General features: G+C 51.8%; 14 protein-coding genes. 5 read left to right on the forward strand and 9 right to left on the reverse strand.

The genetic code is table 11. From position 1 onward, the window contains the following. Positions 1 to 438 precede the first annotated feature (438 nt). From HPS54_RS04760 to HPS54_RS04775, 4 genes are read left to right on the forward strand one after another with little or no spacing between them, the layout of a single operon-like run. The gene (locus tag HPS54_RS04760; RefSeq protein WP_172344323.1) at positions 439 to 3,147 is read left to right on the forward strand and encodes a DNA gyrase/topoisomerase IV subunit A; all 2,709 of its coding nucleotides are present in this window, start codon (positions 439 to 441) and stop codon (positions 3,145 to 3,147) included. After that, on the forward strand, positions 3,134 to 4,018 hold the full coding sequence (locus HPS54_RS04765; protein ID WP_253951934.1) for a DUF3316 domain-containing protein: 885 nt from the start codon (positions 3,134 to 3,136) through the stop codon (positions 4,016 to 4,018). Before HPS54_RS04760 ends, HPS54_RS04765 begins: the two co-directional genes overlap by 14 nt. Continuing rightward, on the forward strand, positions 4,015 to 5,028 hold the full coding sequence (locus HPS54_RS04770; RefSeq protein ID WP_172344324.1) for a S41 family peptidase: 1,014 nt from the start codon (positions 4,015 to 4,017) through the stop codon (positions 5,026 to 5,028). The genes HPS54_RS04765 and HPS54_RS04770 overlap by 4 nt, the downstream gene beginning before the upstream one ends. A 30-nt stretch (positions 5,029 to 5,058) precedes the next feature. Continuing rightward, positions 5,059 to 5,829 carry an ABC transporter ATP-binding protein gene (locus HPS54_RS04775; RefSeq protein WP_172344325.1) on the forward strand — a complete coding sequence of 257 codons (771 nt, stop codon included), beginning with the start codon at positions 5,059 to 5,061 and terminating at the stop codon, positions 5,827 to 5,829. Positions 5,830 to 5,890: 61 nt separating this feature from the next. Here HPS54_RS04775 and HPS54_RS04780 read toward each other — a convergent pair whose 3' ends face one another. From HPS54_RS04780 to dxs, 5 genes are all read right to left on the reverse strand, one after another. Next, positions 5,891 to 8,044, reverse strand: a complete 2,154-nt coding sequence (locus HPS54_RS04780) for an HRDC domain-containing protein (RefSeq protein WP_172344326.1) — start codon at positions 8,042 to 8,044, stop codon at positions 5,891 to 5,893. A gap of 47 nt (positions 8,045 to 8,091) precedes the next feature. Then, positions 8,092 to 9,054, reverse strand: a complete 963-nt coding sequence (locus HPS54_RS04785) for a type I phosphomannose isomerase catalytic subunit (RefSeq protein ID WP_172344327.1) — start codon at positions 9,052 to 9,054, stop codon at positions 8,092 to 8,094. Between the two features lie 109 nt (positions 9,055 to 9,163). Continuing rightward, a complete protein-coding gene (locus HPS54_RS04790) occupies positions 9,164 to 10,621 on the reverse strand; it encodes a TrkH family potassium uptake protein (RefSeq protein ID WP_172344328.1) in 1,458 nt (485 codons plus the stop codon). A 16-nt stretch (positions 10,622 to 10,637) separates the two neighbouring features. Further along, positions 10,638 to 11,981: a Trk system potassium transporter TrkA gene (gene trkA / locus HPS54_RS04795; RefSeq protein WP_172344329.1), complete on the reverse strand. Its 1,344-nt coding sequence runs from the start codon at positions 11,979 to 11,981 to the stop codon at positions 10,638 to 10,640. A gap of 21 nt (positions 11,982 to 12,002) precedes the next feature. Further along, positions 12,003 to 13,934, reverse strand: a complete 1,932-nt coding sequence (gene dxs, locus HPS54_RS04800) for a 1-deoxy-D-xylulose-5-phosphate synthase (RefSeq protein ID WP_420907312.1) — start codon at positions 13,932 to 13,934, stop codon at positions 12,003 to 12,005. 746 nt (positions 13,935 to 14,680) lie between these two features. Between dxs and HPS54_RS04805 the strand changes: the two genes are divergently transcribed. Beyond that, positions 14,681 to 16,075, forward strand: a complete 1,395-nt coding sequence (locus HPS54_RS04805) for a C1 family peptidase (RefSeq protein ID WP_172344390.1) — start codon at positions 14,681 to 14,683, stop codon at positions 16,073 to 16,075. 181 nt (positions 16,076 to 16,256) lie between these two features. Here the strand turns inward: HPS54_RS04805 and HPS54_RS04810 are convergent, their stop codons facing one another. From HPS54_RS04810 to HPS54_RS04825, 4 genes are all read right to left on the reverse strand, one after another. Next, positions 16,257 to 17,156, reverse strand: a complete 900-nt coding sequence (locus HPS54_RS04810) for a diaminopimelate dehydrogenase (RefSeq protein WP_172344331.1) — start codon at positions 17,154 to 17,156, stop codon at positions 16,257 to 16,259. A gap of 180 nt (positions 17,157 to 17,336) precedes the next feature. Then, a complete protein-coding gene (locus tag HPS54_RS04815; protein WP_172344332.1) occupies positions 17,337 to 17,993 on the reverse strand; it encodes a thiamine diphosphokinase in 657 nt (218 codons plus the stop codon). A gap of 22 nt (positions 17,994 to 18,015) precedes the next feature. Continuing rightward, positions 18,016 to 18,615, reverse strand: a complete 600-nt coding sequence (gene pnuC, locus HPS54_RS04820; protein WP_253951935.1) for a nicotinamide riboside transporter PnuC — start codon at positions 18,613 to 18,615, stop codon at positions 18,016 to 18,018. Positions 18,616 to 18,861: 246 nt separating this feature from the next. Beyond that, positions 18,862 to 21,180, reverse strand: coding sequence for a TonB-dependent receptor (locus HPS54_RS04825; protein WP_172344333.1), 2,319 nt, complete (start codon positions 21,178 to 21,180; stop codon positions 18,862 to 18,864). Positions 21,181 to 21,195: the final 15 nt, after the last annotated feature.

A 21,195-nucleotide genomic window follows, 5' to 3' on the forward strand; every position in this document is an offset into this window, starting at 1 on the left:
GAGGGTGTCTTGTATCTGTCTGAAAATCAAGATGATACCTTTTGAGTTCTAAAAGGTGCCCTTTCAGGCTCTAAAAGGCGGCATATTGGAAGCTAAAAGAGCACCTTTTGAAAAGCAAAAGGTGGCATATCGGAATTTAACGCCTCATCTGTCCGCAACCGACCGACGACCGAAGGAAAGTTTCAACAAACGCCTCAGTGCCTTTGCAATATACGTTTTTTTTATTATCTTTGCAGATTGAGGGTGTCTCAAAAGGAGATAAGGGAAGATAAAAGGAGATAAAGGGAGATAGAAGACGTATGTTTGTCGTTTCATATACGCCATTGTTCTCTATCTTCCGTGGCTTCAGCCACATAACTGTTCATAACTTCTTTTAACTTCGTATTTTTGACAATGCCTCATCATATATAATGTAAACGGAAGACATACGACATCAAAATGGACGACGAAATAAAGGAAATGTCACAGGAAACGGGCGGTAACGAGGAACACTCTGACTACAAGCCGGTGAACCGTTTCGACGCATCGGCTGTGCACCACCTTAGCGGCATGTATCAGAGTTGGTTTCTCGACTATGCCTCATACGTGATACTTGAAAGGGCGGTGCCGCATATCGGCGACGGACTGAAGCCGGTGCAGCGGCGCATACTGCACTCGATGAAGAGAATGGACGACGGGCGCTACAACAAGGTAGCTAACATCGTAGGACACACCATGCAGTTCCATCCGCACGGCGATGCCTCGATAGGCGACGCTCTCGTGCAACTGGGACAGAAAGACCTGCTTGTTGACTGTCAGGGAAACTGGGGCAACATTCTCACGGGCGACCGTGCCGCGGCGCCGCGTTACATAGAGGCGCGCCTGTCGAAGTTTGCGCTTGACGTGGTGTTCAACCCCAAGACAACGGAGTGGCAACTGAGTTACGACGGGCGTAACAAGGAACCTATAACACTGCCGGCAAAGTTTCCGCTGCTCCTTGCACAGGGAGCGGAGGGCATAGCCGTGGGGCTTTCGTCGAAAATACTTCCGCACAACTTCAACGATATATGCGATGCAGCCGTCAGTTATCTGCACGGCGAGCCGTTCGTACTCTATCCGGACTTCCCCACGGGAGGCAGCATCGACGTGGGAAGATATAACGACGGACAGCGCGGAGGCGCACTGAAAGTGCGTGCAAAGATAGAGAAGCTTGACAACAAGACTCTCGTAATACGCGAGATACCTTACGGAAAGACAACAACAACGCTCATAGACTCGATACTGCGCGCCATAGAAAAGGGCAAGATAAAGGTGCGTAAGGTAGACGACAACACTGCGGCACAGGTGGAGATACAGGTGCATCTGGCTCCCGGCGTGTCGTCGGACAAAACGCTTGACGCTCTGTATGCCTTCTCGGACTGCGAGATAAACATCTCGCCCAACTGCTGTGTGATCGAGGACAACAAACCCAAGTTCCTCACCGTGTCGGACGTGCTGCGCCGGTCGGTGGACCGTACCAAGGATCTTATACGCACGGAACTGGAAATCCAGAAGGGCGAACTGCTCGAGCAACTGCACTTCGCATCGCTCGAAAAGATATTCATCGAGGAGCGTATATACAAGGACCGCAAGTTTGAACAGGCTGCCACCATGGACGCCGCATGCGAGCATATAGACGACCGTCTGACACCGTTCTACCCGCAGATGATACGCGAGGTGACCAAAGACGACATCCTTCGGCTCATGGAAATAAAGATGCAGCGCATACTGAAGTTCAACAAGGACAAGGCAGACGAGCGCATGGCAAGGATCAAGGCGGATATCGACGACATCGAACGGAAACTCGCCAACATGGTGGAAGTGACCGCCGAATGGTTCACATACCTTAAGAACAAGTACGGTGCCGACCACCCGCGACTCACGGAAATAAGGAACTTTGACACCATAGAGGCGGCAAAGGTCGTCGAGGCAAACGAAAAACTGTACATAAATAGACAGGACGGCTTTATCGGCACGGCGCTGCGCAAGGACGAGTTTGTATGCAACTGCTCTGACATAGACGACATAATAATATTCTACAGGGACGGCAAATACAAGGTGATAAGGGTTGCCGAGAAGGTGTTTGTGGGCAAGAACATAATGCACATTGCCGTGTTCAAGAAGAACGACAAGCGCACAATATACAACGTGGTGTACCGCGACGGCAAGCAGGGGGCATACTACATCAAGCGATTTGACGTATCGTCGATGATGCGCGACAAAGAGTATGACCTGACCCAGGGCACACCCGGCTCGCGCGTGGTATACTTCACAGCCAACCCCAACGGCGAGGCGGAGGTGATAAAGGTGACACTTGAACCGACGCCGAAACTGAAAAGGATATTTATGGAGAAGGACTTCTCCGAACTTTCGGTGAAGGGACGTACGGCAAAGGGCAACGTCCTGACCCGCAACGTGGTGCACCGCATATCGCTGAAAAGCCACGGACACAGCACATTGGGCGGTCGCAAGGTGTGGTTCGACCCCGACGTGAACCGTCTGAACTACGACGAACACGGACGGCTGTTGGGCGAGTTCAACGAGACAGACAGCATACTTGTGGTATTAGACACGGGCGAGTTTTACATTACGAACTTCGATGCCAACAACCACTATGAGGACAACATCAGCATAATAGAGAAGTTCGACCGCGACAAGGTGTGGACAGCGGTGTTGCACGATGCCGACCAGAACGGGTTGCCGTATATCAAACGTTTCCTCATGGACGCCACGCGGCGCAAGCAGAGTTATCTCGGCGACAACCCGAAGAGCCGCCGACTGCTGCTCACGGACGAACCGTACCCGAGGCTGAAGATAACCTTTGCCGGGCGCGACCCGCAGAACAGCACATTGGAAATAGACGTGGAGAGCTTCATCGCAGTGAAGGGGTTCAAGGCAAAAGGCAAGCGCATAGGAATATGGCAGGTAGAGAACGTGGAGATGCTTGAGCCGAAGAAAGTGCCCGAAGATGCCGCCGTGAATGCGGAGGGAGGCACGGAGGAAGATAAATCCACCGTCGCAGAAGAGCCGAAACCTGAGAATCTGGATCCTGACGCAGGCAAGACACAGCAGCAGGTAATAGACGAAATAACGGGACAGTTAAGTCTTTTCAACGATGAAGATCTTTAGAACGGCACTCTGCATGGCACTGCTTACAGTGTCTGTCGCCGCCGGCGGACAGACGGACAGCACCGAATACATGCGCGGCTACGCAGCGGGCAGGGCGGCGGCAATGCTCGAGGGGAAACAGGAAAGCCCGTCGCCACAGAAAATAATCACCAATGCAAGGATGCTGGGGGTGGGCGGCGTGAATATCCTCGACACGTATATATCGCCCGAAAAGTATCGCGGCACGGAGTTGCGCTACATCTCTCATACCACACGCATGCGCGAGTGGGGCACGAGGGTGTCGCGGCAAATTGTTCATCAGGGCTACGTATCGCACACGGAAAACCGCTCGGGCGACGGTGACGAGATTGCCGGAATGTATTGTTTCAGCTACGGAGCGCATTACAACATGGCTTTGTGCGGCGGCAGTCTCACAGTCAAAGTGGGCGGAACGCTTGATGCCGACATCGGTTTTCTATACAACACGCGCAACAGCAACAACCCGGCACAGGCTCGGTTGTCGCTGGCGGTATCGCCGTCGGCAATAGCCGAATGGCGCTTTCGTGCATGGAAACGTCCTTTTACGCTGCGCTATGAGGTGGGAGCACCGCTCGTCGGGGTTATGTTCAGTCCCAACTACGGACAGTCATACTATGAAATATTCTCGCGTGGGGACTACGACCACAACGTTGTTCCTACCACTATAGCATCCACTCCGTCGCTAAGACAGATGCTGACACTCGACTTTACGCTGCACCGCACCACGTTGCGTGTGGGCTGGATTGGCGACTGGCAGCAGGCGGAAGTAAACAATCTGAAATATCATTCATACTCCAACATGTTCGTGGTGGGCATCGTAAGGAGTTTTAAGACAACTCGTGTATCCCCATGAAAAAGACAGTTTTGTTTATATGTACGGTGTTTCTGGCATCCGGTCTTGTGTCGTGCATAGACGAAGAGGAGTATGCAGACAGTCCGCGCGGCAACTTCGAGGCGCTCTGGCGCATAATAGACGAGCACTATTGTTTCTTCGACTACAAGCACGAGACTTACGGACTGGACTGGGACGAGGTGTATGAACGCTACTCGCGGCAGGTGAACGACGGCATGACAGAAGAACAGATGTTCGAGGTTTTGGGCAATATGCTCGGCGAACTGCGCGACGGTCATGTGAACATGTATGCTCCTTTCGACCTCTCGAGATACTGGAGCTGGCACGAAGACTTTCCCGCCAACTTCAGCGACACGCTGCAACGGCGGTATCTCGACACCGACTACATGATTGCATCGGGACTGAAATACCGCAAACTCGACGACAACATAGGATATATTTACTGCGGAACGTTCAACACATCGTTCGGCGACGGCAATCTCGACGAGGTGATGCTGGCACTTGCGACGTGCAACGGACTGATATTGGACGTGCGCGACAACGGCGGCGGACAGCTCACGGCGGCATCCAAACTGGCGGCACGTTTCACTAACAAGGACATTCTTGTGGGATACATGCGCCACAAGACGGGGCGCGGACGTTCTGATTTCTCGGGCATGGAGGAGCAGCGGCTGAAGCCTTCGGTGGGCATACGGTGGCAGAAGAAGGTGGTGGTGCTGACCAACAGAAGCGTATACAGCGCCACCAACGAGTTTGTGAAGTACATGAAGTGTTGCCCCGGCGTGACAGTGGTGGGCGACCGCACGGGCGGCGGAGCGGGTATGCCGTTCAGCAGCGAGATGCCCAACGGGTGGAGTGTGAGGTTCAGCGCCTGCCCGATGTATGACCGCGAAGGGCAATGCACGGAGTTTGGCATAGAACCGGATCACGCCGTGGGGATAACGGACGAGGATTTCCGACGCGGTCGCGACACTATAATAGAATTTGCACGGACGCTGCTTAACAGTTGAAAAAGCAAGTAACAGAAGTTTTGTTTGAGAATGATAAGAATAGAGAACCTTACCGTCGGATATGCCTCGGGCAACAATACACGAACAGTGGCGGCTGGACTGAACGCATCATTACACAGCGGTGAGATGACATGTCTTATCGGTGCGAACGGTGTAGGCAAGTCGACGTTGCTCAGAACATTGTCGGGTTTTCAGTCACCGCTGGCAGGTGACATTTATATAGACGGCAAAAGGATGAACAGCCATACGCCTTCGCAGTTGTCAAGAATGATAAGTGTGGTGTTGACAGACCGTCCCGACACGGGTAATCTGACTGTGGAAGAACTGGTTGCACTCGGTCGCAGCCCTTACACGGGCTTCTGGGGAACACTAAAAGATACCGACAGAGAGATTGTAAGGGAAAGCCTCAAGCAAACAGGAATAGAGCATCTTGCAAGCCGGATGATAGGTTCGCTAAGCGACGGAGAGAGACAGAAGATGATGATTGCAAAGGCTTTGGCACAGCAGACGGGCGTGATATATCTTGACGAACCTACCGCGTTTCTCGACTATCCGAGCAAGGTGGAGATAATGCAGATGCTACGCAATATGGCAACCGGCACCGACAGAATCATATTCATGTCGACACACGACATTGAACTTACACTGCAAATAGCCGACAGGATATGGCTTATGACACAGGAAGGAACGCTTCATGTAGGTACTCCGCGCGAATTGTCGGACAACGGTTCGCTGTCTGCGTTCATCAGTCGTGCCGGTATCAGGTTTGATACCGATACGATGTCGATAAGAGTCAAGTGATCCTATTATTTGTAAAACATATACGTTTGTAGCAGCAGAAGCGTTTATACGTCGCCGGATATCAGGCATCCTCCGCCTCACGGACAATGCGCAGTATATCTTCCCCGTATTTTTCCACTCCCTTCTTGCCTATGTATGGTATGCGTGACAGCATCTCCGCGGTGCGCGGAACATGGCGGCATATACCCAGTAGGGCTTTCTGCTGTAGCACCATATACGCCGGAATACCCAAACGTGCAGCCTCGGCACGGCGCCATTCGGTCAGTTTCTGATACAGCTGAGGATTGTCCACATCACCCGTATCAGCCGCAACTGTTTGCTTTAAAGTGTCCTCCGATTTACTTTTCCTTGCCGTCTTATTCTTTTTTACAGCCGAAGGTGCAGCACCGTCGATGGCAAGCAAAGCCTTCTGCCGCATGAAATCGACGGGACTGAAACCCGTTTCGATGATATATGAAAGCAACGCATCCTTTACGGAAAGTTGCATGTCAAGTTCTGCGAGAGCATCCTTTAGACGTTTTTTTATCTCTTTGTTGTCTGTCTCAAGGCGCATTTTGCCCATCAAAACAAGTGCCGGGACAAGCTGTTCCTTGAAGTATTCGGCACCGGCATGCACCCTTTGACGTATGACAGGGTCGTCTTCATAGTGTTTCGAGGCATCTATCAGCCGCGTATACTGTAGGGCAAAGCGTGTTGCCACAGCCGTAATATTCTCCTTAAAACGCTCCATCTCAGCCTTGAGTGCCGCCAACTGACGTGGATAAAGCCTGTAGAGATGTTCGTCAACTATGCGCGTAAGCACGGCAAATGCCGTCTCTGCTGAGGCAAAATCGAAAAGCGAACCGAGTGTCGAGATATAAAACGTGCGACGGAGGGTGTCGAGCCGAACGGCGTCGGGAGTGCTTTGGCGTGCCTCGCGGGTGAAGGTCTCCACTTTGCTGTCGGTTATCACTGCCCTCTCCGTCAGTGGCATGCTGAGCACAAGCCCCTCGAGAGTGCGGCAACGGCTCAATGCCACGTATGTCTGACCGTGCGCAAAGGCTCCGCCGGCGTCTATTATTGCACGGTCAAAAGTAAGTCCCTGACTCTTGTGTATAGTGATTGCCCATGCCGTTTTAAGCGGATATTGCACGAAAACGCCATCAATCTCTTCCCTTATCTCCCTGCTGCTGTCATCGAGAACATAACGTGCGTTAGCCCATTCCTCGGGCTTCACGTCAACGACCTCTCCGCTGTCGTTACACCTCACCTCTATCATTCCCTTCGCAACGGCGGTCACTTCGCCAATCGTACCATTGCAATAACGATGCTCGCCGCTTGTGTCGTTCTTCACAAACATCACCTGTGCACCGCGCTTAAGTTCCAGTTGCGGGTCGGTGGGATATGAGTATTCGGGGAATTTGCCCTCTATACGGGCACTGAATGTAAACGACGGTCCCGGCAATCGTGACAACTCGTCGGCATTTATGTCGTGTGCCGTGTGGTTATGGGTAACAAGACGGATGTATCCCTCATCCTTTGAGGGATGGAAATCTGGTATATATCTGCTGTTAAGAGATGCAAGGACATCGGGCGTAATGCGGTTTTCTCGTATGCTGTTGAGCAACTCAAGAAAGCGGTGATCGCTTTGGCGGTAAACCTCGGTAAGCTCCACCGTGCAGTATTCGGTATCCTTTAGCGCCGACGAAGAGAAGAAGTAAGGAGTATCGTAGTATCTCGACAGCAGCTGCCACTCGTCGTCTTTTACTACGGGAGCCAACTGCCGAAGGTCGCCAATCATAAGCAGTTGCACCCCGCCGAACGGCTTGAAGCGGTCACGGTAGCGGCGCATCACGGCGTCAACGGCATCGAGCAGGTCGGCACGCACCATGCTTATCTCATCGATAACAAGCAGATCCATACTGCGGATGATGTTTATCTTCTCCTTGCCAAAGCGGAAACGGTATGCCACCTTGCCGTCGGCTGCAAACGAATTTCCCGGCAGGTAAGGTGCAAAGGGGAGTTGAAAGAACGAGTGAATGGTTACGCCTCCGGCATTGATGGCAGCTATTCCCGTGGGAGCAAGCACCACCATGCGCTTGGGACAGTCGCTCTTCAGCCTGCGGAGAAACGTGGTTTTGCCCGTTCCCGCCCGTCCGGTAAGGAACAGATGTGTGCCCGTTGTCTCTACAAGTTCACGCGCAAGCTCCATTGCGGCGTTGTGTTCCGCTTTCATATCGTTGTTCCGAATGTTTTAGTCTGATTAATAATGGAGAAACAACATCAAACGTATGCCTCGAGAAACTTCACCGTCCCACTTACATATATACCTGCGGTGACCGCCGGTATCAGCAACGTATCGCCGGCACACATGGATGTTTCACCACCCTCATCGTCGACAACGGTGCCCTCGCCATCCACACATACAAGTATAACAAAGCTGTCAAGATCACTGTAATCTATAGTCATAGGCTCATCAAGATCGTACAGTCCGACACAGAACTGCGGACAGTTTACCAACGGCACGCACGCGTTTTTCTCAGGCGTATAGTCCGTGCGATAGGTTGGTTCCACGCTATAGTCGATGCACTCCGATGCCTCTTTCGTGTGCAGACGGCGGCACTTGCCGTCCTTGTCCTTGCGGTTATAGTCGTAAATGCGGTACGTTGCGTCCGACGTCTGCTGTATTTCCGTCCAAAAACAGCCTGCTCCCGTACTGTGAATGCGCCCTGCCGGTATGAAGAAACAGTCTCCCTCAGCCACTTCGTATCTGTCTATGACATCGCAAATCGTGCCGTCGGCTATCATCGTCGCATACTCCTCGGGAGTTATCTTATGGCGCAGTCCGCTGAGAAGGCTTGCCCCCGGGTCTGACTTAAGCATGTACCACATTTCCGTTTTTCCGTTTTTCATGCCGTGCGCCACAGCATAACTGTCGTCCGGATGTACCTGTATGGACAGATCCTGACGTGCATCGAGAAACTTGACGAGCAGCGGGAACGTGTCGCCGAAGCGTCGATAGTTCTCCGCTCCCACCATTTTGTCTTTCAGTTCGTGTACAATTTCCGTCAGAGTCATACCGTCATAGCGCCCGCCACAAGCTGTTGTCTCGCTCCCCTCCACTCCGGAGATTTCCCAACTCTCGCCAACCTGCTCCATTGAGCAGCCCAGCTTCTTGAAAGGTATTATCTTGTCGCCGCCCCACAACGTCTGTTTCAGGACGGGATTGAACTTTATCGGTCTCATCGTTTTATTTAATCCGGTTGTTTGAATTAGTACTTATGTGCCGCTGCCTGCGGTAATCACACGTCTAAATTATAAATATCAATTGTCAATTATAAATTAATCACATGTCTTAATTGTCCTTCCAGAACGCTGGCGTGAACAGAACTATCACACTGAATATCTCGAGTCGCCCCATAAGCATCAGCACCGAGCATATCCACTTGCCCACATCGGGCAATACGTTCCACGACATCGTGGGACCGATCTCAAGCCCCAGTGTCGGTCCTACGTTACTGGCGCAGCTTATAGCCACGGTTATCGAGTTGGTGCTGTCCACTCCCATACATATCAGACAGAAGTATGCGAAGAGGCAGAGCATCATGTACAACGCGAAAAACGCCATGAGACGCACCTGCTGCGGATAAGATACATTATTGTCGTTGACCTTCACCGGCAGCACGGCTTTGGGATGAAGGATGTGCTTCAGTTCGTTACGCACAATCTTGAGAACCATCACTCCGCGCACGCACTTAAAGCCTCCGCTGGTGCTTCCGGCACAAGCGCCGAAGAACATGCAGACACTCAGTATCACCCAAGTTATGTGAGGCCACTTCCCCGCATCGTCATTGAAAACACCTGTGGTGGTGATAAACGACACCACCTGAAACAATGCACACCGAAACGCGTATGCAAAGTCGTAGCCGTTGTTATTCATCAGGAGTACAAGTATTGCCACTGTGGCAAGACTGACGAGCGATATATAGAGCCTGAACTCCGAATCTCTCACTATAGCCTTTATCTTTCCCTTTAACAGCGATATATATAATAAGGTGAAATTAACACCCGAAAGGAACATGAAAATTATCGACGTATAGTCTATCGCCGCCGAGTTGAAATAGCCGGAACTTTCGTTGTGAGGGGTAAAACCGCCTGTAGCGGTTATTCCCATAGCATAATTTACACAGTCAAATACACTCATTCCGCCAAGATAAAAGCACACCGCACATCCCGCCGTGAGCAGAAGATATACCATCCAGATATATTTTGCGTTGGAACTGAGCCGCGGATGCATCTTTGTACGTATCGGTCCGGTTGCCTCGGCAGAGAAAACCTTCACGCTTCCACCCACCAACGACGGCAGGACGGCTATCGTGAAAAAGGCTATTCCAAGACCTCCTATCCACTGGGTCATCGACCGCCAGAACAGCAGTCCGTGAGGCAAAGCCTCCACATCGTCTATCACCGAGGCACCCGTTGTGGTGAAACCTGACATTGTTTCGAAGTATGCGTTGGTGAAACTCGGCACATATCCGCTTATATAGAACGGCAGAGCGCCGAAAAAACTGAATATGATCCACGTCAGGGTCACAAGCAGATAGGCATCGCGACGCCCCATGCTGTTCTCTGCTTCATGACCGATGTATTTCATTGCCACACCCGACATGGCAATCAGAAGTATCGACACGCCGAACGCCACAAGGTCGTCCTCCTTGTAATATAGTGCCACGGCAAGACAGTAACACATCATCGTCGCCTCTATGAAGAGCAACGAGCCTATTATCTTGTATATGAGTTTTGTATTAATCATCGACCGTTACCGTTCTTTACTTGAAGAACTTCTCTATCTTGTTCATGTTGATGTTATGACAGAACACCACTACTATGTCGCCTGCCTCAATCTGCGTGCCGCCCGAAACAAGGTGCCCCTCACCGTGACGTACCAGTCCTCCGATTGTCGCACCCTGCGGCAGACCCAGCTCATAGACTTTTTTGCGCGTCACCTTAGAGTCCTGATGAGCAACAAACTCCGCCACATCGGCATTTGCCGTCATAAGGAAACGGATGTTGCTTACCTCCGTATCGAGCATCATCTGATATATATGACTTGCCGCCAGCGCCTTTTTGTTCACGATAGTTCCTATGTCCAGGCTTTCCGCCATTCTCACATAGTCGAAGTTCTCCACCATTGCCACGGTCTTGCGCACGCCGAGCCGCTTTGCCGTGAGACATGCCAGAATGTTCGTCTCGGCGTTTCCCGTCAGCGCGACGAAAGCCTGTGTGGTCCTTATACCCTCTTCTATCAGTAGCGGCAAGTCGCGTCCGTCGCCGTTGATCACCATTACCCGGTCCGTATCAACCAGCTCGTTTATGCGCTCACAACGGCTTTCGTCGTTGTCGATAACCTTCGCGTTCATATATTCGGGCATGGTCTGAGCCGTCCTTACGCCCGTGTTGCCTCCTCCCATTATCATTACGTTCTTCACATCGACATAGTGTTCCTTTCCTACAATCTTGCGTATGTAGGGGATGTAGTTGCGCGTCGTCATGAAATAAGCAAGGTCGTACATCTTCAGTTCGTCGTCACCGCGCGGTATGATAGTGTCGTCGCCGCGCTTTATGGCAACGATATGATAAGGCGATTCGGGCTTGCAAAGGTCTTTCAGCGGCTCATTGAGTATCTCGCATGTTTCGCGCAGCTTTATGCCAAGCATTATCAGCGCCCCGTCGTGCACGTCCCAGCGCTGTCTTACCCAGCTCATCTTCAACCCGTTTACTATGTCGCGCGCTGCAAGGTTCTCCGGATATATGAGCGAACTGATGCCGAGATTTTCAAAGAAATCGCCCAATTTAGGCTCCATGAACTCGTTGTTGTTTATTTTAGCCACGGTTTTCTTCGTACCTAATGCTTTGGCAATCATACAGCTGTTCATGTTCATATTCTCGTCGGGTGTCACCGCAATATACAGGTCGGCATCCTCCGCTCCGGCGTTCTTCAGTGTTTTCAGGCTCGACGGCGATGCGTTCATGGTCATCAGGTCGTAGTCACTGCTTATGTTTGCAAGCCGCTCCTCGTCCTCGTCGATAAGCACAATATCCTGATTGTTACGCGACAGAAGTTTTGCCAAATGGGTTCCTATGGCATATGCTCCCGCTATGATAATCTTCATAATATAAAATAAAATGGCATGTTATTGAATGTCCTTACCGTTTCCGGCACTGCACAGCGCCTCCGCAAACACTCTCTTTATTCCGTCCTTGTCTATACCCGTGAGGTGTCTCAGTTCCTCCACCGTGCCGTGCTCGACAAACCTGTCGGGCAGCCCCATGCGCGTTATCCGCGGACTATATCCGTTGTCGTTCATCCATTCGGTCACCGCAGTTCCGAGTCCTCCGTTACGCGTACCGTCTTCTACTGTCACTATCCTGCCGAAGTGCTCTCCCGTCTCGCGCAGTATATCTTCGTCAAGGGGCTTAAGGAAACGCATGTCATAGTGTGCCACGCTCATTCCGGGGTTCTCTTTCTCAATCTCGGCTATGGCACAACCCACATCGTTTCCGCACGGACCTATTGACAGTACGGCAATGTCTTTTCCGTCTTTCAGTTTGCGTCCCCTACCCGTCTCTATCTCTTCGAGCGGACAACGCCAGTCTGTCTTCACGCCGCATCCCCGCGGATAGCGTATCACAAACGCCCCTTTTCCCGGCAGTTGTGCCGTGAACATCAGCCTGCGCAACTCGTGCTCGTCCATGGGCGAGGATATCGTAAGATTGGGTATGGGGCGCAGTGCTGCCATGTCGAAGGCTCCGTGGTGTGTGGCTCCGTCCTCGCCGACAAGTCCGGCGCGGTCGAGACATATCACTACCGGCAGGTTGAGTATCGCCACATCATGTATTATATTGTCATAGGCACGCTGCGAAAAGGCACTGTATATGTTGCAGAAAGGCAGCAGACCGTCTTTTGCCATGCCGGCGGAGAACGTCACGGCATGTCCCTCGGCTATGCCGACATCGAACGTCCTGTCCGGCATCTCGTTCATCATTATGTTCATCGAGCATCCCGTGGGCATGGCGGGCGTCACACCTACAATCTTCGGATTTGCCTTTGCCAGTTCGAGAAGCGTCTCTCCGAACACATCCTGATACTTCGGGGGCTTGTTGTCGCTTTCCGTTACGAGCCTCTTGCCTGTATCCACATCAAACTTTCCCGGGGCGTGCCACAGTGTCGCCGACTTCTCCGCCGGTTCGTATCCGTGTCCTTTAATGGTGTGCAGGTGCAGCAGTTTGGGACCTTTCATGTCCTTAAGCTGCCTCAGCAGACGCACAAGTTCGGTAACGTTGTGTCCGTCGAAGGGACCGAAATATCTTATGTTCATTCCCTCGAAGATGTTCTGCTGCTGGCTTATGGCAGATTTCACGGCGTTGCTCAGCCGTATTATACCTTTCCGGCGGTTGTCGTTCAGGTATCCGTTGCGGTACAGCCACCGCGACGCCTTGAACCTCAGGCGGTTGTATGTCTCGTTGGTGTTGAGCTTTAGCAGGTATTGCTTCATTCCTCCCACGCTGCGGTCTATGCTCATGTTGTTGTCGTTCAGTATTATGAGCATGTCGTTCGGCGTGGTCGACACGTTGTTAAGCCCCTCGAATGCCAGTCCTCCGCTCATCGAGCCGTCGCCTATTATCGCCACCACGTGCCTGTCTTTGTTGCCTGTCTTCTTTGCCGCCACAGCCATGCCGAGGGCAGCCGATATCGAATTTGACGTATGTCCGCAAACGAAAGAATCGTATTCACTCTCTTTGGGCGACGGGAACGGCATTATGCCGTGCAGCTTGCGGTTGGTACAGAAACGCTCTTTGCGCCCTGTCAATATCTTGTGCCCGTATGCCTGATGCCCTACGTCCCACACCAGCCTGTCTTCGGGCGTGTTGAAAACGTAGTGCAACGCCACGGTCAGTTCTACCGTGCCGAGACTCGATGCCAGATGTCCGGGGTTGACAGACAGTTCTTTCAGAATGTCATACCTCAGTTCATCGCACACCTGCGGAAGCTGTTCTACGCTCAGGCGGCGCAGGTCGTCAGGATATTCAATATCGTTTAATATGTCGAATTTGTCTTGTTCCATCATTTGTTGTTTACAATGATTGCACACCATGACCTCCGCACCGGACGCCATACAACTTATCCGCTCATACCCCGGATACATGTGCCAAGTTCTGCAAAGTTAATCATTTATTGCGAATAACGCCGTTCTTTGCCTCTTTTTTGTATGTTCACCTTATTATATATAGATGTGTCAAAAGGAGATATGGGGAGATAGAGGAAGATAAAGGGAGATAAAGGACGTATGCTTTGTTATGGATGGGGAGCAGATAGAGCCTGTTTACCGGTAGGGCTGCACCCTGGTGCAGCCGAAACCGCATGACTTATGTCGCTTGCAATATCGGTGAATAATCATCCAAAATCACTTCGGCTGCACCAGGGTACAGCCCTACTTGGTGGAGAAACGCGACCTTTGGATTTCTAATATGCCGCCTTTCAGGCTCTAAAAGGTGGCATATTGGAGGCTGAAAGGTGCCCTTTTAGAAGCTAAAAGGTATCATCTTGATTATCAATGGGTTACAAACGGCGTTTTCGGAGATCGTTTTTACGCCTTTTTGGGGTGTTTTTCCATGCTCCGACGGGGCTGCATGCATAGGATGTTTTCGCGTTTTCGGGCATGGTTATCGTGTGGCGCGGCAATCGTTTCGTCAAGTTTTTCAGCGACAACTTGCAGGTTCCTGATTTTCTTTCTATCTTTGTAAAAAGACTTTAAAACCGTAATAACAATTTAAAAATAACCGTAAAATGACAAACAAATGTAGACTGTTCATGTCCGGATTGGCAGTTGCCGCGTTTTCTCTGACAACTTATGCCCAGACGGCAAAAGACGGAGGGATTTCCGAAAGCATGCTCCGCGACATAAGGAAGGCTCAGGTGCAGACGACTGCCGACAAGGCTTTGTTCAACGCCATTGCGGCAAACAGCATCGACAATCTGGCACAGAACCATGCCAATGCCGTGGAATTGGATACTTATTTCAGCAACGAGACTAAGACACAGAGCATCACCGACCAAAAACAGAGCGGCAGGTGCTGGATGTTCAGCGGCATGAACGTGCTGCGGGCTGACTTCGCCAAGAAGACCGACTCGCTGACGGTGGACTTCTCGCAAGACTATCTTTTCTTCTATGACCAGCTCGAAAAGGCGAACCTATTCCTTCAAGGAGTAATCGACTGTGCCAAGAAGCCGATGGACGACGAGCGTGTTCGTTTCTTCTTCCAGCACCCGCTGAACGACGGCGGCACGTTCTGCGGAGTGGCAGACCTTACCGAAAAGTACGGACTGGTGCCCAAATCGGTCATGCCCGAGACATTCTCGAGCGACAACACCAACCGCATGAGCGGACTTATAAAGTCCAAATTGCGCGAGTTCGGACTGCAACTGCGCGACATGGTAAATGCCGGCAAGAAGCCTGCTGCCATAGAGACGGAAAAGACAAAGATGCTTGCAACCGTATACCGCATACTCTCACTCACCTTGGGCGAGCCGCCGACAGAATTCACATACGCCTTCAAGGACAACAAGGGACGCCCGGTGGGCGAGCCGAAAAAGTACACTCCGAAGACATTCTTCGAGGAAGTGACGGGCAAAAAGACGCTTAACGGCTCTTTCATAATGGTTATGAACGACCCACGCCGCGAGTATTACAAGACTTACGAGGTTGATTTCGACCGCCACACTTACGACGGTCATAACTGGAAATACCTCAATCTGCCGATGGAAGAGATAGAAAAGCTCGCCATTGCGTCTATCAAGGACGGCAGAAAACTGTACAGCAGCTATGATGTAGGCAAGTTCCTCGACCGCAAACGCGGATATTGCGACACGGAAAACTTCGACTACGGCTCGCTCTTCGGCACCACTTTCGGCATGAACAAGGCACAGCGCATAATGACATACGACAGCGGAAGCACGCATGCCATGACTCTCACGGCGGTTGACCTCGATGCTCAGGGCAATCCGAAGAAGTGGAAAGTGGAGAACTCATGGGGCGCGGCATGGGGACAGAAAGGCTGTCTCATCATGTCAAACCGCTGGTTCGGCGAGTTCATGTTCCGCCTTGTCGTGGACAAGAAGTATGTTCCGGAAAATCTGTTGAAGCTGAACGAGCAGAAGCCGGTAATGGTAATGCCTGAGGATCCGCTGTTCTTGCCGGACGAATAATTTTCTAATTAAGAATTAAGAGTTAAGAGTTAAGAATTTTCCGGTGCTGTTCTAACAAGCTATCAATCCGCAAACTGAAAATAATAAGACCTATAAGGCCAATAAGTCTTATAGGTCTTATTTGTTAGAACCGCGGCAGCAAATTCTTAATTCTTAACTCTTAATTCTTAATTCCAAAAGCTTAAACAAGCTTTTTGATAAGTTCCTCGCGGTCGCCCGGCAGCATGTCGATGACCGGTATTTCTATCATTGTGTAGCATCCCGACTGCTGACGCATCGATGCACGTGCCACGTTTACAAGCACCTGTGCCGTGAGGGCGGGGTTGTTTATGCTCATATTGAACTCCAGACGCTGGTTCTGGGTCTTTCCGCTAACGCCTTTGCGGACGAGGTTTACGCCGTGCCCCATGTCGCGGACGTCGTCTACGCTATCAACTTGGAACACATGGGTCTCGTCGTGGGCAAAATACGGGTCGGTTTTTATCGCCTTTGTCACCTCATCGAGGCTCGCACCGTCTTCCAGTTCCACGTAAACCATGCGGCGGTGTATGCCCTCCCCCTTCGGAATGGTCATGGACAGAGCGTTCTTCACGCCCGCTTTCGAGCGTACGCACACACTGTGTCCCATGGACATTCCCGGTCCGAAGTTGGTATATGACAGTCCTTTGGGGGCAAGACTTTCCATCAATGTGCGGACAATTGAGTCCGAACCCGGGTCCCAACCGGCTGCTATCACTGCCACGGTGCCGTGCTCCTTGCACACGGTCATCAGGTTGGAACGATACTTTACGATGTCGGTGTGTATGTCAAAGCTGTCTACCGTGTTTATTCCCATTGCCAAAATCTTCGTTGCATACTCCTCGCAGCTGCGCGTGGGGGTGGCAAGTATAGCCACGTCGACATCCTTCAACTCTGCAATGTCCTTGACCACAGCATACTTGTCAAGCTCTGCCGGTTTGTTTTCCGCACCGTTGCGGCGCACCACTCCGGCTATTTCGAAATCCTTTGAAGCCTCAAGCGCCTCAATGGTAAAGCGCCCGATATTGCCGTATCCTACAACGGCTGCCCTTATCTTTTTCATATTCCGCTTATTGTTATTAGGTTGTTTGTTTTATCTTTCAGGGTTGCAAAATTACACTTTTATTGCGTAAAAGATGTCAATAAGCTACTTTTTTGATTTAATCTTTATCTTTATTTAATAATTATAAGTAAGCTCCGTGCTTTTCATCGCACATTGTAAGCAACAGGTATCACCGTGTTTTCAAATCCTAATCTTTGCATTGTGCGTAAAGAACACAATGTAATTGCCGTCCGTGTCTATTGTCACGCTGTCGCCCTCGGCTTCGTTCAACGTTCCCTGCCACCAGTTGCGGTAGTCGTATGTGCGCCATGCCAGCCCTTCGGCACTTATCTTCGTATATCCGAAGTTGAATATGCTTACCTGCTGACGGGCAAATGTGGCGAACTCGCTTCTGCCACGGCACGGTATGAAATATCCGTGATCCGTAACCATGACAGGTTCCATGCCGTAGTCGGTCATATAGTCCATGAGCAGTGATATATTGCCTATAGTGTGGTCTTCGCGCCTGCCCGTGGCACCGATGTATGCTATGCGGCGATATCCCCGGTTGCGGCAGAAGAGCGTAGCCTTGGTCTGGTCGTTGTGCTCCTGTTCGTTTACGATGTGTATGATGTGTCCGTATTCCTCCTTGAATTTCTGCGGCAGCGAGTCGCCGTCGCCTATTATGGCATCCGGCACGATGCCGCGCTCTATGAGAGAGATGCCCGCACCGTCGCAGCACACTATATGAGGGGCATTGCGGAGGATGCCGAGCGGCACGGCATGTGACGGGAAGTCGCCGTTGCCGAGTATCACGGCATCGAACCGGCTGTCGGGAGTTATAAGTTGATGAGTCATATATATAATAAGGTGAAATGTCCTATTGTTTCATCATACGCCGCCATTTGTAATAGCCCATTACGGCTATCACGACGTAAAGCCCGTAAAGCGCGCCCTTGAAAGGTATGCCCTTGTATGCGTAGAGGGCGCAGCTTATCACGTCTACCACAATCCATATCAGCCACTGCTCCACGTACTTGCGTGCCAGCGCCCACAGTCCGATGAAGCTGAGGGCGTTTATGAAACTGTCGGTAACGGGCACGTCGCTGTTGGTAAAGCGTGTCAGGATGAGGTAAATGGCAGCCCACGCCACGATGAATACGGCTGTCGAAGGTATTATCTGCGATTTGCGCATATGGGATATGGGCAGTTCGTCATTTGTGTTACGTTGCTTTCCGCCTCCGAACCGCCACACGGCATAGCCGTATACGGCTGCAAGGGTGTAGTAGATAGCCATGCCGAAGTCGGCGTAAAGCCCCACCGACCAGAACAGGTATATGTCTATTGCCGGCATGACGATGCCCGCAAACCACAGCGCTATGCTTGCCTTGTATTCCAAGGCGATGTATATCAGTCCTACGACAGTGCTCAGAATGTCGAGCCAGTGGGTGCTCATGAAAGCTGTTATGTCGTTGTTCATTTTCTACCTTATTATATATATAAACACATATATCGTGAAAAGATTGCATCAGGAAGGGGCATTATATGGGGTGTACCGATGCCCCGGAGGGCGAGTCAAAATACGATATCTGCTGTTTGTAGGGACATATTCTTGTATTTGTCCGGTACATAGCGATTGATTTTAAGGCTGTTATGGGCGGACAAATACAAGAATATGTCCCTACAAACAACAGATATTTAATTTTGACTCGCCACAATCCTGCCGTCAGAAGTTAAGCGACAGGTTGACCATGAAGTTGAATGGAGCCGACGGAGCGAAGCCTGCCTCGTACAAATCATTGTTACAATATGCCATGGCACGCCCTGAAGCGTCCTTCTTGTAGCCCGGAGCCGCCCAACCGTTGTTGTCGTACTTCGCGCTGAACAGGTTGTAGAGCGTTATGCCGACGGTGGCGTCCTTTATGCCCGCTTTCTTGATGTTGAAGTTGTATGCAAGGTGAAGATTGGTCACGAAATAGTCTTCGAGCATCATGCCAACCTGCTGCGTGGCGCCGTCGTCGGCATAGTTGGTGTATGCTTTCATGCCCGTATTGGTGAGATATTGCTCGCCGATGTACTGGCTCTGCACGTTTGCGCGGAAGCCTTTGTAGCCGAACGAGAAGATGTTGTTGAAGATAAAGTCGGGCGAGAAGCTCAACGGAGTGTCACCGAGCGTCGCCGCCGTGCCGTCGTCGAGCGTCACCGTCCAGTCCTTTGCGCGGTTGCGGCTCCATGTGGCGTTGGCGTCCCAGCGGAACCAGTCTGTCGGTTTCCATGCCGCCTCAAGCTCTACGCCCGTGCGGTAGCTGCTGCCCACGTTGCTCGCAATCATCTCGCCGATGCTGTTCAGTTCTCCCGTCAGCACGAACTGGTCGTTGTAGTTCATGTAATAGAGATTGACACCGGCGGTGAACGTTTTGCCGCCGAACTTGTATCCTGCCTCCCAGTCGGTCAGCCTCTCTGCCTTGAGGTCTTTCCCGATGTTGTCCTCATAGTCGTTGCGCGTAGGCTCTTTGTGCGCCATTGCCACCGAGACGTATGCCGTATGTCCCTTTGCGGGCGTCCATGTAAGTCCGAACTTGGGGTTGAAGAAGTTGAAATTGTCCTTCATGTTGAATACTATCTGCTTCATGTTGTCCCAGTCCCACGAGTCGTCAAGCCCTCTCATCTTGTATCCCACGTGGCGGTATTGCAGGTCTGCGAAGGCATTCAGCCCTCTTACGAACGTCCAGTTCACCTTTCCGTAGACGTTGAAGTCGGTCTTTGTGCCGTTGTTGCGATAGTATTCCATGCCCGGCACGAGGTTGTCCGGTCCCTGGATGTATTGGTTGTATTCGTTTCCGTCGGCATCCTTCATTATATAATAAGGTGAGCCTGTCCACTTCACGTTGCCGTAGTGGTCGCCGTCATACTTGTTCCATCCGCCTCCGAGCGTCGCCGCGAGCGTCTTGCCGGTATAGTTTACGGATGCTATGGCGCCGTAGAAGTCGTTGTCCATCTTTTTCTGACGCACCAGGTCGCCCTGCATCAGCCAGTCGCCTGTAAGGTTATATTCCGCCCATGTGCGCCCGGGCTTGTACTCCTCGTAATAGCCGAAACCCTTTGAGTAGTGCAGGGCAACGTTCATGTTCCAGTCGGCGTTTATCATCTGGTTCCACAGCAGCTGGTAGTTCTGCAGGTGGTAGTTGTCGGTCTGGTCGTCGTAGTAGCACATTTTTCCGTCCTTGTCGTAGTACACTCCGCACGAGTTGTACCGCCTTCCGAACCGGCGCTGCTCCTCTTTCGACGTGTAGTTCCATGCGTGGTAGGTCTCTTCGGTGGAGTTCCACGTTATGAACTTCACCATGGTGTTGTCGCCGAAGTATCCGGCTTGCAGGAAATAGGAGTTGAGTTTTGCTGATGCACGGTCGAGATAGCCTTTCGAACCGATGTCGGACAGGCGCCCCTGTATGCCGAAGCGGTCGTTTATAAGCCCTGTGCCGAAGCGCAGCGTCTCTTTGTGCGAGTAGTAGCTGCCGCCGGCGAGGTCGAGCCCGATGAAGGGTTTCATGCCGATGTTCTCGGTCTGCATGTTCACCGTGGCTCCGAAAGCCCCGGCTCCGTTTGTCGACGTGCCCACGCCGCGCTGTATCTGCATGCTCTGCACGCTCGATATCAGGTCGTTGTTGTTCACCCAGAACGTCGCCGAGCTTTCCGCGTCGTTGAGCGGTATGCCGTTTGCCGTGACGTTGATGCGCGTGGGGTCGGTGCCGCGCACGCGCAGGGTGGTGTAGCCAATGCCGTTGCCCGCATCGGAGGTGATTGTCACCGAAGGTGTGAGCGACATCAGGTAAGGAATGTCGTGTCCGAAGTTAACGCTGCGGATTTCTTCCTTTCCGATGTTCTTGAACGCCACGGGAGTGTTCTTCGACGCGCGTGTGGCAACCACCTGCACGTCTTGCAGCGCATGAGCCTTGAGCGTGTCGATGTCCGCTCCCTCGGGTTGCGCCGCACTTGCTGCCGCCGCGCATGCCAGCGCAGAGAGCAACAGGATGTTTTGTTTCATAAAACTAATAATTAA

The organism is Xylanibacter caecicola, from assembly GCF_013166515.1.
In the GTDB taxonomy this organism is placed as follows: Bacteria; Bacteroidota; Bacteroidia; order Bacteroidales; family Bacteroidaceae; genus Prevotella; species Prevotella caecicola.

Excerpts from the sequence above, each read along its gene's own strand:
- HPS54_RS04760 (WP_172344323.1), top strand. The coding sequence starts at position 439 with ATGGACGACGAAATAAAGGAAATGTCACAGGAAACGGGCGGTAACGAG.
- HPS54_RS04765 (WP_253951934.1), top strand. The coding sequence starts at position 3,134 with ATGAAGATCTTTAGAACGGCACTCTGCATGGCACTGCTTACAGTGTCT.
- HPS54_RS04770 (WP_172344324.1), top strand. The coding sequence starts at position 4,015 with ATGAAAAAGACAGTTTTGTTTATATGTACGGTGTTTCTGGCATCCGGT.
- HPS54_RS04775 (WP_172344325.1), top strand. The coding sequence starts at position 5,059 with ATGATAAGAATAGAGAACCTTACCGTCGGATATGCCTCGGGCAACAAT.
- HPS54_RS04780 (WP_172344326.1), bottom strand. The coding sequence starts at position 8,044 with ATGAAAGCGGAACACAACGCCGCAATGGAGCTTGCGCGTGAACTTGTA.
- HPS54_RS04785 (WP_172344327.1), bottom strand. The coding sequence starts at position 9,054 with ATGAGACCGATAAAGTTCAATCCCGTCCTGAAACAGACGTTGTGGGGC.
- HPS54_RS04790 (WP_172344328.1), bottom strand. The coding sequence starts at position 10,621 with ATGATTAATACAAAACTCATATACAAGATAATAGGCTCGTTGCTCTTC.
- trkA (WP_172344329.1), bottom strand. The coding sequence starts at position 11,981 with ATGAAGATTATCATAGCGGGAGCATATGCCATAGGAACCCATTTGGCA.
- dxs (WP_420907312.1), bottom strand. The coding sequence starts at position 13,934 with ATGGAACAAGACAAATTCGACATATTAAACGATATTGAATATCCTGAC.
- HPS54_RS04805 (WP_172344390.1), top strand. The coding sequence starts at position 14,681 with ATGTCCGGATTGGCAGTTGCCGCGTTTTCTCTGACAACTTATGCCCAG.
- HPS54_RS04810 (WP_172344331.1), bottom strand. The coding sequence starts at position 17,156 with ATGAAAAAGATAAGGGCAGCCGTTGTAGGATACGGCAATATCGGGCGC.
- HPS54_RS04815 (WP_172344332.1), bottom strand. The coding sequence starts at position 17,993 with ATGACTCATCAACTTATAACTCCCGACAGCCGGTTCGATGCCGTGATA.
- pnuC (WP_253951935.1), bottom strand. The coding sequence starts at position 18,615 with ATGAACAACGACATAACAGCTTTCATGAGCACCCACTGGCTCGACATT.
- HPS54_RS04825 (WP_172344333.1), bottom strand. The coding sequence starts at position 21,180 with ATGAAACAAAACATCCTGTTGCTCTCTGCGCTGGCATGCGCGGCGGCA.